This window comes from Mycolicibacterium bacteremicum (assembly GCF_002086115.1).
GTDB lineage: Bacteria > Actinomycetota > Actinomycetes > Mycobacteriales > Mycobacteriaceae > Mycobacterium > Mycobacterium bacteremicum.
On the sequence record NZ_MVHJ01000019.1, the window covers coordinates 53,881 to 66,419 of the forward strand.

16 protein-coding genes are annotated in these 12,539 nt (G+C 69.3%); 11 read left to right on the plus strand and 5 right to left on the minus strand.

Features of this window, described 5'->3' with window-relative positions:
- Positions 1-101 precede the first annotated feature (101 nt).
- From BST17_RS19885 to BST17_RS19895, 3 genes are all read left to right on the plus strand, one after another.
- Positions 102-1,526 carry a septum formation family protein gene (locus tag BST17_RS19885; RefSeq protein ID WP_083060629.1) on the plus strand — a complete coding sequence of 475 codons (1,425 nt, stop codon included), beginning with the start codon at positions 102-104 and terminating at the stop codon, positions 1,524-1,526.
- A 16-nt stretch (positions 1,527-1,542) separates the two neighbouring features.
- A complete protein-coding gene (locus tag BST17_RS19890) occupies positions 1,543-1,881 on the plus strand; it encodes a metallopeptidase family protein (RefSeq protein ID WP_165762313.1) in 339 nt (112 codons plus the stop codon).
- 82 nt (positions 1,882-1,963) lie between these two features.
- Positions 1,964-2,179, plus strand: coding sequence for a hypothetical protein (locus tag BST17_RS19895; RefSeq protein WP_207573681.1), 216 nt, complete (start codon positions 1,964-1,966; stop codon positions 2,177-2,179).
- Here the strand turns inward: BST17_RS19895 and BST17_RS19900 are convergent.
- Both BST17_RS19900 and pheA read right to left on the minus strand, forming a co-directional pair.
- Positions 2,143-2,826: a histidine phosphatase family protein gene (locus BST17_RS19900; RefSeq protein WP_083060632.1), complete on the minus strand. Its 684-nt coding sequence runs from the start codon at positions 2,824-2,826 to the stop codon at positions 2,143-2,145. The two genes, BST17_RS19895 and BST17_RS19900, sit on opposite strands and share 37 nt — an antisense overlap.
- Positions 2,823-3,743 carry a prephenate dehydratase gene (pheA, locus tag BST17_RS19905; protein ID WP_083060633.1) on the minus strand — a complete coding sequence of 307 codons (921 nt, stop codon included), beginning with the start codon at positions 3,741-3,743 and terminating at the stop codon, positions 2,823-2,825. Before pheA ends, BST17_RS19900 begins: the two co-directional genes overlap by 4 nt.
- 113 nt (positions 3,744-3,856) lie before the next feature.
- Between pheA and BST17_RS19910 the strand changes: the two genes are divergently transcribed.
- The 4 genes from BST17_RS19910 (at position 3,857) to BST17_RS19930 (ending at position 7,414) form a co-directional block, all read left to right on the plus strand.
- A complete protein-coding gene (locus tag BST17_RS19910) occupies positions 3,857-4,666 on the plus strand; it encodes a DUF2470 domain-containing protein (RefSeq protein ID WP_083060634.1) in 810 nt (269 codons plus the stop codon).
- A 19-nt stretch (positions 4,667-4,685) separates the two neighbouring features.
- Positions 4,686-5,453: a CPBP family intramembrane glutamic endopeptidase gene (locus tag BST17_RS19915; RefSeq protein WP_083060635.1), complete on the plus strand. Its 768-nt coding sequence runs from the start codon at positions 4,686-4,688 to the stop codon at positions 5,451-5,453.
- Between the two features lie 102 nt (positions 5,454-5,555).
- Positions 5,556-6,749, plus strand: coding sequence for an LCP family protein (locus BST17_RS19925; protein WP_234807745.1), 1,194 nt, complete (start codon positions 5,556-5,558; stop codon positions 6,747-6,749).
- Positions 6,750-6,868: 119 nt separating this feature from the next.
- The gene (locus BST17_RS19930; protein ID WP_083060637.1) at positions 6,869-7,414 is read left to right on the plus strand and encodes a ferritin; all 546 of its coding nucleotides are present in this window, start codon (positions 6,869-6,871) and stop codon (positions 7,412-7,414) included.
- Here the strand turns inward: BST17_RS19930 and BST17_RS19935 are convergent.
- From BST17_RS19935 to BST17_RS19945, 3 genes are read right to left on the minus strand one after another with little or no spacing between them, the layout of a single operon-like run.
- Positions 7,411-8,244 carry a glycerophosphodiester phosphodiesterase gene (locus BST17_RS19935; RefSeq protein WP_083060638.1) on the minus strand — a complete coding sequence of 278 codons (834 nt, stop codon included), beginning with the start codon at positions 8,242-8,244 and terminating at the stop codon, positions 7,411-7,413. The two genes, BST17_RS19930 and BST17_RS19935, sit on opposite strands and share 4 nt — an antisense overlap.
- Positions 8,245-8,248: 4 nt before the next feature.
- Positions 8,249-9,268 carry a DUF4328 domain-containing protein gene (locus BST17_RS19940; protein WP_083060639.1) on the minus strand — a complete coding sequence of 340 codons (1,020 nt, stop codon included), beginning with the start codon at positions 9,266-9,268 and terminating at the stop codon, positions 8,249-8,251.
- Positions 9,269-9,277: 9 nt separating this feature from the next.
- Complete coding sequence (locus BST17_RS19945) at positions 9,278-9,601, minus strand: rhodanese-like domain-containing protein (RefSeq protein ID WP_083060665.1); 324 nt, start codon at positions 9,599-9,601, stop codon at positions 9,278-9,280.
- 413 nt (positions 9,602-10,014) lie between these two features.
- Between BST17_RS19945 and BST17_RS29360 the strand changes: the two genes are divergently transcribed.
- The 4 genes from BST17_RS29360 (at position 10,015) to BST17_RS19960 (ending at position 12,498) form a co-directional block, all read left to right on the plus strand.
- Positions 10,015-10,170 carry a hypothetical protein gene (locus BST17_RS29360; RefSeq protein WP_165762310.1) on the plus strand — a complete coding sequence of 52 codons (156 nt, stop codon included), beginning with the start codon at positions 10,015-10,017 and terminating at the stop codon, positions 10,168-10,170.
- 134 nt (positions 10,171-10,304) lie between these two features.
- Positions 10,305-10,928 (plus strand): superoxide dismutase, encoded by a 624-nt coding sequence (locus tag BST17_RS19950; RefSeq protein ID WP_083060640.1) that lies wholly within the window; start codon positions 10,305-10,307, stop codon positions 10,926-10,928.
- Positions 10,929-11,092: 164 nt separating this feature from the next.
- Positions 11,093-11,626, plus strand: coding sequence for a peptidase (locus BST17_RS19955; RefSeq protein ID WP_083060641.1), 534 nt, complete (start codon positions 11,093-11,095; stop codon positions 11,624-11,626).
- A 473-nt stretch (positions 11,627-12,099) separates the two neighbouring features.
- The gene (locus BST17_RS19960) at positions 12,100-12,498 is read left to right on the plus strand and encodes a helix-turn-helix transcriptional regulator (protein ID WP_083060642.1); all 399 of its coding nucleotides are present in this window, start codon (positions 12,100-12,102) and stop codon (positions 12,496-12,498) included.
- The last annotated feature ends 41 nt before the right edge of the window (positions 12,499-12,539 follow it).

Below are 12,539 nucleotides of genomic sequence, written 5' to 3' on the forward strand. Positions count from 1 at the left end.
ACTTGCGGCGGACGCGGCCGGACTGCGCGGGCCACAACCACATAACATTACAAGTGCATCACTTGTCACACATCGTGACACGCCTGTCACAATGGGAGGCGATGTTGGACGCACCCGATCACCCGGAACCGTTTCTGGACGAGGCCCAGGCCTCGCCGAAGCCGGTCTCCCGCTGGCGCCGCGCACTGTCGGTGAGCAGCCCGCTCAGTCCCACGCGGCGCGCCCTGCTGCTGACCGCGCTCGGCGGATTGATGATCGCGGGCGTCATCACGGTGCTGCCGGACAGTGCCGCGGGCGGGCGGCTGGCCGGCCTGAACGCCGGGACCGGCGCGTTGGGTCTGCGCAGCAACAGCACCTTCGACAACGCCAAGAGCGGCGACTGCCTGAGCTGGCCCGAGCGCACCCCGGATGCGGCGCAGGTCGTCGACTGCACCACCGAACACCGCTTCGAGGTCGCCGAGTCGGTCGACATGCGGACCTTCCCGGGCACCGAGTACGGCCCGGATGCCGCGCCGCCGTCGCCGGCCCGCATCCAGCAGATCAGCCAGGAGCAGTGCCAGAGCGCGGTGCAGCGCTACCTCGGTGACCGTTTCGACCCCAACGGCCGCTTCACCGTCAGCCTGCTCTGGTCCGGCGAGAAGGCCTGGCGGCAGGCCGGCGAGCGACGCATGCTCTGCGGTCTGCAACTGCCCGGCGCCAACAATCAGCAGCAGGCGTTCCAGGGCAAGGTCGCCGACATCGACCAGTCCAAGGTCTGGCCGGCCGGCACCTGCCTGGGCATCGACCCGGCGACCAACCAGCCGACCGACATCCCGGTGGACTGCGCGGGCCCGCACTCCCTTGAGGTCACCGGCTCGGTGAACCTGGCCGAGAAGTTCCCGCAGGGGCTGCCGCCGGAGGCCGAGCAGGACACCTTCGTCAAGGACAACTGCGCCCGCGTCACCGAGGCCTACCTGGCACCGCTGGAGTTGCGCACCACGACGCTGACGCTGGTGTACAGCACGATCGCGCTGCCGAGCTGGTCGGCGGGCAGTCATCAGGTGTCCTGCAGCATCGGCGCGACGCTGGGCAACGGTGGCTGGTCCACCCTGCTCAACAGCGCCAAGGGCCCGCTGATGATCAACGGCCGTCCGCCGGTGCCACCGCCGGACATCCCCGACGAGCGGCTGACCATCCCGGCGATCCCGATGCCGCCGGTGGACACCTCCTCGCAGATCACCTACGACCAGAGCGACAGCAGCTACGACAGCGGCTCGAGCAGTGATTCCGGGAGCAGCAGCAGCGAGCAGACCGAATCCACCGAGCATCTTCCGGGGCAGTCCGCGCAGACCAGCGAGGCGCCGGCCACCGAGACCCCGGTGGGCGGCAACACCTTCCTCAACGGCCCACCCGTCCCCGTACTGCCGCCGCCGCCCGGCGCGCCGGCGGCCGGTCCGCCGATGGAGGGCGCCGCCCCGGTGCCGCCACCGCCCGGCGCTCCGGCACCCCCGGTGATCGTTCCGCCGCCCGGCCCGCCGGCCCCGTGACCGCGTGCCGGTGACCATGACCGCGCGGCGGTTCGACGAGCTGGTCTCCGACGCGCTGGATCTGATCCCCGCCGACTTGGCGGCCGCCGCCAGCAACGTGGTGTTCCTGGTCGAGGGCCGCCATCCCGAGGAGCCCGACCTGCTGGGCCTCTACGAGGGCATCGCACTGACCGAACGCGACTCGACATACGCGGGCGCGTTGCCGGATGCCATCACGATCTACCGCGACGCGCTACTGGAGATGTGCGGGTCCGAGGACGAGGTCGTCGAGGAGGTCGCCATCACCGTCGTGCACGAACTGGCCCACCATTTCGGCATCGACGACGAGCGGCTGCACGAATTGGGCTGGGGTTGACCGCCGGCGGGCCGACTTGCAGAACTCCCGGACACCGCGTGGGAACCACGGGCTGTCGGTGGCCGGTGGAACAATGACAGACATGAGCGGGACCTGTCGTGATTGCGAAGCCGGACACGAGCACTGCCACGGCACCGTGATCGTGCACATCGGCCTGCGCGCGGAATGCACCGAACCGGACTGCCCCACCCCGGAGGCGGCGCACACCTACACCATCGACTGTTTCGCGGTCGGTTGTGAATGCGCCGAAGAGGGGGCTGCTCAGCCCATGGGTCCGGCGTCGGCCTCGGCGGTCTGAGGTTCGGGCTGCACCTCGACGGTGAAGGGCGGCGTCGCCTCACCCCACTGCACACAACTCCACCGGCCGTCGGTGATCGGGCTGAGCACGACGCACTCGGTGTTGCTCAGGTGATTGTCGAAGGCGTAGCTGCTGTCGACCCCGGCCAGCACAGCCGAGACCAACCGGATGGCCGCGCCGTGGCTGACCACCACGATGTCGTCGGACCGACGCCGGTCGTCGAGATGGCGCACCCGTAGCTCGGTGAGCACCGGGACCGCGCGGTCCAGCACCTGCCTGCCGGTCTCACCGCCGGGCACCGGGACGTCGAGTTCGCCCTCGTGCCAGCGCCGGTATACCGCCTCGAACTCATCGATCGCCGCCTGGTCGTTGCGATTCTCCAGATCACCCACCTGGACCTCGTGGATGCCCTCCAGTTCCAGGGTGGGCAGGTGCAGCCCGGCGGCGATCCCGGCGGCCGTCTCCCGGGCCCGGGTGGCCACCGAGTGCGCGATGATGCCCACCGGATGCGACCAGTTCGCCGCGAAGGCGCGGGCCTGCTGGTGACCCAGATCGGTCAGCGCGGCCCCCGGCGGTCGGGTGTCGAGCCGCCGCTCGACGTTGCCATGGGACTGTCCGTGCCGTACCAGCACCAGTCGCCCGGTCATGCCGATCCTCCTGTCCGAAGCTGTTGTACCCACCGGCCCGCCTCGTCGACGCGCGGCGGCAGCGCACCGACTGCGGCGCCCGTCGGCCAGGACCCCAGGAACCGCACCTCGGCGCAGCGCCGGTGCAGGGCCGCCAGCGCATCGCCGACGGGCTCGTCATCGAGGTGACCGACCCAGTCCAGGAAGAACTTATAGGTACCCAGTTCCGTTCTGGTGGGCCGTGATTCGATGCGGGTGAGGTCGATGTCGCGGACCGACAGTTCGGTCATCGCGGCCACCAGCGCACCGGGAACGTTGTCCAGTCGCAGCACCACCGAGGTGCGGTCGGCACCGCTGCGCGGCGGCGGCGGGCCGGGGTTTCCGACCAGCACGAAGCGGGTGCGGGCGTTCGCCTCGTCGACCACACCGGCAGCCAGTTCGGCCAGCCCGTACCGTCGGCCGGCCAGCGCGGTGCTGACCCCGGCGTCGGCATGGCCGTCGGCGACATCCTTGGCCGCCGCGGCATTGGAGTTGGCCGGCACGACCTGCGCGTGCGGAAGCTCGGCGGCCAGCCAGTCGCGCACCTGCGCCGCGGCCACCGGGAAGGCGGCCACGGTGCGTACATCGGCGGGTGTGACGCCCGGCCGGGTGACGATGCTGAACGCGACGTCGAGGGTGTGCTCGGCGTAGATCTGCAGGGGCGAGCCGGCCGCAAGCCCGTCGAGGGTGGGCGACACCGAGCCCTCGATCGAGCTCTCGATCGGTACGCAGGCGTAGTCGGCGTCGCCGGCACGGACGGCCTGCAGGGTGGCGGCCGGGCTGTCATACGGCCGCGGTGCGATGTCGCCGCCGCCGGGTATGGCCTCGGCGGCCACCAGCGCCAGCATGGCCGCCTCGGTGAACGTCCCCTCCGGGCCGAAATAGGCGATGCGTGGCACGCCACAACCCTATCCGGCCGCAACGGCGCCACGGCTACGCCGAAAGGGAAACCTTGCGCGCCCCGGCGTCGTGTAGTTAAGTAAGGCTTACCTCACTAACCGGAAGGCGATAGATGACTGTGACGGCACCGACGACGGCCGAGCGGATCCGCAGCGCTTGCGCGCGGGCCGGCGGTGCGATGCTGGCCGTGGAGGGCTCCAGCGGGGCCACCGGCGTCGAGCCCACCGCGACGCCGGTGCACCATCTGCTCGCCGACGGTTCGTTCGCCATCACCATCCCCGCCGACGGACTCCTGACGGGCATGATCGTCTCGGCCGGGTCCGGCGGTGTCCAGGCCGTCCTGGAGATGACCGACTACGCGCCGCTGCCGTTGCGGGAACCGGTCCGCTCGCTGGTGTGGATCCAGGGCCGGGTGTTCCTGGTGCCCGACGCCGAGGTCCCTGGCCTGCTCGACCTGATCGCCGCCGAGAACCCGAATCCGGCTCTGCTGCAGGTGAACACCGGTTCCGACGAGGCGTCCCAGGGTGACACCCCGTATGCGCTGGCGCGGCTGGAGATCGAGTCGGTGGTGGTCGCGGACTCCACCGGCGCGGAGTCGGTGGGGCTGGGTGCGCTGCTGGCGGCCGACCCGGACCCGTTCTGCGGCCTGGAATCCTGCTGGCTGCGCCACCTCGAGTCGGCGCACCGCGAGGTGGTGGACCGATTGGCCGACCGGCTGCCGCAGACCCTGCGCGGCGGGCGGGTGCGACCGCTGGGCCTGGACCGCTACGGCGTGCAGTTGCGCGTCGAGGACGAGGCCGGCGACCACGATGTCCGGCTGCCGTTCCCCAAGCCGGTCGATGACGTCAACGGCCTCAGCCAGGCGATCCGGGTGCTGATGGGCTGCCCGTTCCTCAACGGGCTGCGAGCGCGCCGCATCTGATCCGTCTAGCCTGGCGGCGGTGACCGGGCCCTTTCTCCCCAGCGAGCCGCTGCCGCCCCGCACCATCCGCCTCGAGATCGCCGTCGTCCTGGCCGTCACATTCGGATTGAGCGCCTGGGTCGCCTCGCTGCGGCTCATCGAGGCGGTACTGCTGGGCCTGAGCGGACAGACCGTCGCCCTCAACGAACGCCGGTCACCCTTCGACCTGATCGACCTGGGCCTCAACATCGCCTCGGTCGCCCAGCTGATGGCGTGGGGCGCGCTCGGGCTCTACCTGTTGTGGCGCAGCGGATCCGGGCCCGCCTCGATCGGGCTGGGCCGATTCCGCCTGCACCCCGATCTGACCGGCGGGCTGGGGCTGGCCGCCCTGATCGGCCTGCCCGGGCTGGCGTTCTACGTCGGCGCCCGGCTGCTCGGCCTGAGCGCCGCCGTCGAACCGGCCGAGGTCAACGACACCTGGTGGCGGATCCCGCTCCTGCTGGCCATCGCATTCGCCAACGGCTGGGCCGAGGAGATCATCGTCGTCGGCTTCCTGATCACCCGGCTGCGGCAGCTGCGCATCACCCCGGTGGTCGCGCTGATGATCTCGGCGCTGCTGCGCGGCACCTATCACCTGTACCAGGGTTACAGCGCCGGGCTGGGAAACATCGTCATGGGGCTGGTGTTCGGCTATGTCTGGCTGCGCACCGGCAGGCTGTGGCCGCTGATCGTGGCCCACGGGCTGATCGACGCGGTCGCGTTCGTCGGGTATTCGTTGGCAGCCGACGAGCTGGACTGGTTGGACTGAGAACCCCGCGCCGAGCGCTACATTCGCAGTGTGAACTCCGACCGGCCGGGGCGGGAACCCGCTCAGGAGATCCGGCGCCACCCCGGCCACCGGCCGCCGCCGGTGTGGCCGCCGAACCCGGCCACGCCACCGCGCCCGTCGCCGCCACCCCAACCCCCCGCACGGCAACCGCCACCGCCACCGCCACCGCGGCAGGCACCGCCACGCCAACCACCACCGCGGCAGGCACCGCCACGCCGACCACCACCACCGCGTCCACCAACCCCTCGGCACCCTCCGGTACAGCGCCGGCCCACCCCACCGCCCGCCGCACCCGCGCGGGTACGCCGACCCCGCCGGGTCCGCCGGTGGGGTGCCACCCTGCTGGCCGTCCTGGTCCTGCTCGTGTGCGCCGCCGTCGGCGGCGGGTTGTGGATCGACTCGACACTGCAACGCGTCCCGGTGCTGGCCGACTACCCGGAGCGGCCGCCCGCGGGGAAGGGCACCACCTGGCTGCTGGTCGGGTCCGACAGCCGACAGGGCCTGTCGATCGACGAGCAGAACAGCCTGGCCACCGGCGGTGACCTCGGCAACGGCCGCACCGACACGCTGCTCCTGCTGCACATCGGCGGGCTGTTCTCGGGCACCCCGCCGACGCTGGTGTCACTACCGCGCGACTCGTACGTGTCCATCCCGGGTCACGGGCAGGACAAGATCAACGCCGCCTACGCCCTGGGTGGGGCACCGCTGCTGGTGCAGACCGTCGAACAGGCAACCGGTATCCGGCTGGACCACTACGCCGAGGTCGGCTTCGGCGGCTTCGCCCAGTTGGTCGATGCCGTCGGCGGAGTGACGATGTGTCCGGCCGAACCGATCAACGATCCGCTGGCCGGCATCGACCTGCCCGCGGGCTGCCAGGAACTCGACGGGCGTAACGCATTGGGCTTCGTCCGGTCCCGCGCCACCGCGCGGGCCGATCTGGACCGGATGGTCAACCAGCGCGCGTTCATGTCGGCTCTGCTGCACCGGGCCGTCAGTCCGTCCGTACTGCTCAATCCCCTGCGGTGGTACCCGATGGCCGATGCCGCGGCCGGCGCGGTCACCGTCGATCAGGGCGGGCATGTCTGGGACCTGGCCCGGCTGGGTTGGGCGCTGCAGGACGACCCCACGACCACCACCGTGCCCATCGCCGAGTACACCTCCAGCGATGTCGGATCCATCGTGGTGTGGGACAGCGATGCCGCCTCGCGACTGTTCTCCGCGCTGGCTGCCGACACCGCGGTACCCGCCGATGTGCTTGACACCGACCAACCCTGAGCGTTCCCAGCAAACAAATTGAGGTCGGTGTAACCGCTGTCACAGCGGTAAGGAATGGCTAACCTGAATAAGGCTCACCTTGGATGACACGCCGTCTGACCTGCCCTATCGTGGTCGGCATGACCGACGCAACCGCACTCGACACCAAATTCAACGCCCTCCTCCGCGAGCAAATTCGCAGCGAGTTCACCGCGTCGCAGCAGTACGTCGCCATCGCCGTCTACTTCGACGGCGCCGACCTGCCCCGACTGGCCGCTCACTTCTATGCGCAGGCCGTCGAGGAGCGCAACCACGCCATGATGCTGGTGCAGTACCTGCTCGACCGCGACGCCGATGTCGAGATCCCCGCCGTCGACGCCGTCCTGAACAGCTTCGACACCCCGGCGCAGGCCTTGCGCCTGGCGCTGGAGCAGGAGCGGACCGTGACCGAGCAGGTCTCCCGCCTGGCCGCTGTCGCCCGCGACGAGGGCGACTACCTCGGCGAGCAGTTCATGCAGTGGTTCCTCAAGGAGCAGGTCGAAGAGGTCGCCACCATGACCACGCTGGTTCGCATCGCCGAGCGGGCCGGGGCCAACCTGTTCCACCTCGAGGACTTCGTGGCTCGCGAACTCGGCGGCGCAGCGGCCGATCCGACCGCGCCCAAGGCTGCCGGCGGCAATCTCTAATCCCGGCCGGCTCCGGTCAGGCCGTTCTCCAGCCAGTCCTTGGTACGGCCGGGATGGTTGGTGGCCACCCACGCCACCTCCAGATCCCGGCAGTACCGGACGTCCTCGTAGTGGTCGACGGTCCAGCAGTACAGCGCGCGGCCCTGTGCGGCGGCGCGGTCGACCAGTTCGGGATGCTCACGCAGGGTGGCGATGGACGGCCCGACGGCCGTCGCACCCACCGTGGTGGCCGCACTGCCGCCGAGGAATCGTGAGGTCTCGCCCAGCAGGACGGTCGGCAGCATCGGGGCCGCCCGCCGGATCCGCCACACCGCCGCGGCCGAGAAGGACATGACCACGGCCCTGGCCAGATCCGCCGAGGCGGGCGCGGCGATGCCGTACCGGTGCAGCAGCGCGAGCACCTTGCTCTCCACCAGCGCTCCGTAGCGCACCGGGTGCTTGGTCTCGATGAAGATCTTCACCGGCCGTCTGCTGTCCAACACAAGCGTCAGCAGCGTGTCCAGGGTCAGCAGACCGGTGTCGCCGCCGACCCCGCTGTCGCGCCAGCCGGTGTGCCAGGAGCCGAAATCCAGGTCGCGCAACTGCGCCAGCGTCATCTCCGACACCAGACCGGTGCCGTCCGAGGTGCGGTCGACCCGGCGGTCGTGCACGCAGACCAGGTGACCGTCCCGGGTCAGCCGGACGTCGCACTCCACGCCGTCGGCGCCCTCCTGCAGCGCCAGCTCGTAGGCGGCCACGGTGTGCTCGGGACGGTCCGCGGACGCACCCCGGTGCGCAACGACGAACGGGTGGCCGGTCTCGGCTCCTCCGACGGCGTCCCCCGTGGTCATATCGCTATGCTGCCGGGTTCCGGTCCTCGGCCTCAACCGGAGAGTCTGTTTCCGCAGGTCGCTCGGCGCGGTCGGCGGGCTTGGGCGCCTCGGCGGCCACCACCCAGCGATGCGCGGGGCGGTCGACCGGGGTTCGCTCGAAGCCCTGGTACACCTGCCACGCCAGCAGCAGGGTGGCCAGTGCCACCAGGTAGGCAATGGTGGTGATGACGGTGTTGTCGGCAATGCGCTGCGCGTCGGTGTGGAAGACGGTCAGGATGGTCGTCACGATCGACGCGATGGACAGCGCATAGCTGAAGAACCAGGTGATCCACCAGCTGACGATCCGCAGCCCGCGGCGTCGCTCGGCGCGGGCCAGCTCGATGACGTAGACCGGGGCGAGCACCAGATTGATCGGCGGCACCATGCAGCCGACCCATAGCCGGCCCGGCGTGCGCGGGTCCTCCGAACCCAGATGCGCGAACGCCGCCGCGCGCCGCGCGATCAGCCAGTTGGTCAACACCAGCCCGCTGGCCAGCACGCCGAAGAAGGCCAGCACGCTGGCCGCGACCGGCAGCCAGGTCGCGATGCCGGCCACGATCGGGTTCAGCAGCGAGCTGCGGTTGTACAGCATCAGTGCGTAGCGGAGCATGTGCAGCACCGCCGCGGCCCCGAGCAGGATCAGCGTGGCCAGCACCGTTCGCCGGACCAGTGCGGGCGACGGTCCACGCCGGCCGGCCGTCGGGTCGGCGCCCCCGGCCTCCTCGAACTGTTCGTGCAGCCCCCACCGCGGGATGGCGGTGTAGCGGGGCGTCGGTCCCAGCGGTCCGCGGCGGCGGCGCGGCGGCGGCGCAGCGCCGGGCCGGACCGCGATCCAGCGGTATCCCGAGGGAAGCTTCCCGGGCCCGGGCGGCCGGGCGGGCTGCGCCGGGGAGGGTGGCTGCGCCCCGGGGGCCAGCAGCGTCCCGCGACAGCGCGGACACCACGCCCGTTGGCGGTCGCGGACGTTCCACCGCGTGCCGCACTGGGCACAGACCTGGATCACTCGACCAGCCTACGACCCGGTGCTGACCGGACGGCCCGCCTGGACCCAGGACAGCATGCCGCCCGCGACGTTGACCGGTTCGAAGCCGTTACGGGCCAGATACTGGGCCACCCGCTGCGAACGACCACCGGCGTGGCAGATCACGTACAGCGTCGCGTCGCGGTCGATCTCGTCGATGCGGGCGGGCACATCGCCCATCGGGATGTGCTGGGCGCCCGCGATGTGCCCGTTCTGCCACTCATCGTCCTCGCGCACATCGAGCAGCACGGCGTCCGCCCCGAACTCCGCCGGCAGCCGGCCGACCTCGATCTGCTGCACATCCCCGTCAGACATACCGACCATGCTGGCACGCCCCGCCGGGCGACGCACCGATTCCCCGGCAGCAATGTCCTTGCTATCCACAGTTTCCACAGGTTCATCCACAGGCTGGGGGTCGAATCGCTGGGGATGACCCCCGTTTCAACTGTGAATCCGGGTTCGGCCTGTGGATGAATCGGGTTTTCACGGGCCCGGCGATCAACAAGCGACGCGCCGGACGAGCAAAAATATTGATGAACTAAGTTTCGCAGACGGCAGTTACCCGCCGGTTCGAATCGGTCGGATTTGATTGCCGGCGGACCCCTGGACGGGGTGCCAGGGACCCGATTTCGGCCTCGGGCAAACAGGGTCTATGATCGGCGTCACAACAGTCCGTGTGACAGATCTCACTGGGGGGACACAGTGATCGTGCAGGTCAGGAGCGCTTGATGGCAGCACACCCGCTTGGGCAAGGGTCGGCCGTGCCGCCGTCCGATTGGCAGTCGTCCCATCACTACACCAACAACCAGGTTGTTGCCCTCATCCGCGCGACCGTCATCGCGCTGATCCTCATCGGCGTACTCGCCGCCATCGTCCTGTTCTGATCGCTTCCCGGTCCACGGTCGCGGAGCCGCTCCTTGCGGTGCGCGCGGGGATGGAGCAAGGTTGACCTCGAGCTTGTTGTCGAGATTGCCGACGCCGAACTCCTCCGTGATCCCCATGACTAGGAAGGAACCCAGTGGCTGAATACACACTGCCAGACCTCGATTACGACTATGGCGCCCTGGAACCCCACATCTCCGGCCAGATCAACGAACTGCACCACAGCAAGCACCACGCCACCTACGTCAAGGGCGTGAACGACGCGGTGGCCAAGCTCGAGGAAGCCCGCGCCAACGACGACCAGTCCGCCATCTTCCTGAACGAGAAGAACCTCGCCTTCCACCTCGGCGGACACGTCAACCACAGCATCTGGTGGAAGAACCTGTCCCCCAATGGCGGTGACAAGCCCGAGGGCGACCTGGCCGCCGCGATCGACGACCAGTTCGGCAGCTTCGACAAGTTCCGTGCGCAGTTCACCGCCGCGGCCAACGGTCTGCAGGGCTCGGGCTGGGCGGTGCTGGGCTACGACAGCCTGGGCCAGCGCCTGCTGACCTTCCAGCTCTACGACCAGCAGGCCAACGTCCCGCTGGGCATCATCCCGCTGCTGCAGGTCGACATGTGGGAGCACGCCTTCTACCTGCAGTACAAGAACGTCAAGGCCGATTACGTGAAGGCGTTCTGGAACGTCGTCAACTGGGCCGACGTTCAGGACCGCTACGCCAAGGCCACCGCGCAGACCGGCGGCCTTATCTTCGGCTAGACCGGCGAGCTCTTCGGAAGCCCCGCGTGCATCGGCACGCGGGGCTTTCCGCATTCTGCTGGCACTCGGTTCCTCTTGCGTGCTAATGCGTCACTGCCGCATCCTGTGTCACAGCGACCCACAGCAGTGTCGGAGCAGCAGGCGTGCGACTGTCGGGAGGCCAGATGGACACCGGTTCCGGTAGAGCAGTGGAGATCGCCCCGTTCCATTCCCGGGGAACCCTGAAGGGCTTCGTGGTGTCGGGCCGGTGGCCGGACTCGACCAAGGAGTGGGCGCAACTGCTCATCGTCGCCGTACGGGTCGCCTCATTGCCCGGACTGCTCTCCACCACAACCATTTTCGGAGTCCGCGAGGAACTTCCCGAGCAGCCCGAGCCGGGCACCGTGGGGCTGGTGCTGGCCGAGGGCCCGGTGGTCGGCGAGTCCGCCGTCCCGCCGGGATTCTTCGCCGACCACCAGCCGCCGGCGCTGCTCATGCTGCATCCGCCATCGGAGACCACACCGTCGCTGCCGGAGTGCGCCGGCGCCGCCTCGGGTTGCGTCCTGCTCCCCGGCATCCCACACCTGGGGCTGGAGCACCGCGCCGCCTGGGTCGAGGCCGAGGCCGACGGCACCATCACCTCGATGGTGAGCCGGGTCGGCGTCGATCCGATCAGCCACCCGGACACCGCCATCCTCGCGATGCTGCTCGCCGCCTAGCGCCCGGCGTTCCCCCGCCGTTCCGCGGGGTGGGCCGGCAACCCCGTCGGTAACGGTTCGGCCACATTCGCGCGGACCGGATGCGCGCGGACCAGCAATTATGTTGCAGAGCGAAGGGCTGGGCATGTCTACCGCTCCCCGACTTCGCCCGCGAGCTCAGCAAATCCCGTGCTGAACTTTGCTGTGTGACGTCTGCGCACAGTCGGCCAGCTATGGGGTCAGAGTGACTACATGACAAGATCAGGAGATCTGGGCAAAACAGCGTCAGCGTTATTTTCAGCTTCGCCAGCTCACCGGTCCGAGCCGGCAATATGAGGTTGACATGCAGCTACACCACCTCGCGTGCAGCCCGAAGTGGGGGTAGTGTTACTTTTCAGTGGTTTGCACTTGGTTGTGGCGATATCTCTCGCTACGATGATCAGCAAATACGAAGCCAGCGCAGACCGCTCGTAAGCTATGTGGAGGAAAGTTAGATGAGCAAGACGTTCGCCGCCCGACTGAACCGCCTCTTCGATACGGTTTACCCTCCCGGTCGGGGACCGCACACGTCGGCCGAGGTGATCGGTGCGCTGAAGGCCGAGGGTGTCACGATGTCGGCGCCGTACCTGTCCCAGCTGCGCTCTGGCAACCGTACGAACCCGTCGGCGACCACCATGACTGCGCTGGCCAACTTCTTCCGGATCAAGCCGGCGTACTTCACCGACGACGAATACTACGAGAAGCTCGACAAGGAACTGACCTGGCTGGCCAACATGCGCGATGAGGGCGTGCGCCGCATCGCCGCCCGGACGGTCGGGCTGTCTGCCGAGTCCCAGCAGGACCTGGCCCAGAAGGTCGACGAGCTCCGTCGCCGGGAGAACCTCGACGGCTGATTCCTCCACGGATCACCACCAAACGGTGCCGAGCGCGCAAG

Coding starts and splice junctions, on each gene's coding strand:
- BST17_RS19885 (WP_083060629.1), top strand. CDS start 102: ATGTTGGACGCACCCGATCACCCGGAACCGTTTCTGGACGAGGCCCAG.
- BST17_RS19890 (WP_165762313.1), top strand. CDS start 1,543: ATGACCGCGCGGCGGTTCGACGAGCTGGTCTCCGACGCGCTGGATCTG.
- BST17_RS19895 (WP_207573681.1), top strand. CDS start 1,964: ATGAGCGGGACCTGTCGTGATTGCGAAGCCGGACACGAGCACTGCCAC.
- BST17_RS19900 (WP_083060632.1), bottom strand. CDS start 2,826: ATGACCGGGCGACTGGTGCTGGTACGGCACGGACAGTCCCATGGCAAC.
- BST17_RS19910 (WP_083060634.1), top strand. CDS start 3,857: ATGACTGTGACGGCACCGACGACGGCCGAGCGGATCCGCAGCGCTTGC.
- BST17_RS19930 (WP_083060637.1), top strand. CDS start 6,869: ATGACCGACGCAACCGCACTCGACACCAAATTCAACGCCCTCCTCCGC.
- BST17_RS19935 (WP_083060638.1), bottom strand. CDS start 8,244: ATGACCACGGGGGACGCCGTCGGAGGAGCCGAGACCGGCCACCCGTTC.
- BST17_RS19945 (WP_083060665.1), bottom strand. CDS start 9,601: ATGTCTGACGGGGATGTGCAGCAGATCGAGGTCGGCCGGCTGCCGGCG.
- BST17_RS29360 (WP_165762310.1), top strand. CDS start 10,015: ATGGCAGCACACCCGCTTGGGCAAGGGTCGGCCGTGCCGCCGTCCGAT.
- BST17_RS19955 (WP_083060641.1), top strand. CDS start 11,093: ATGGACACCGGTTCCGGTAGAGCAGTGGAGATCGCCCCGTTCCATTCC.
- BST17_RS19960 (WP_083060642.1), top strand. CDS start 12,100: ATGAGCAAGACGTTCGCCGCCCGACTGAACCGCCTCTTCGATACGGTT.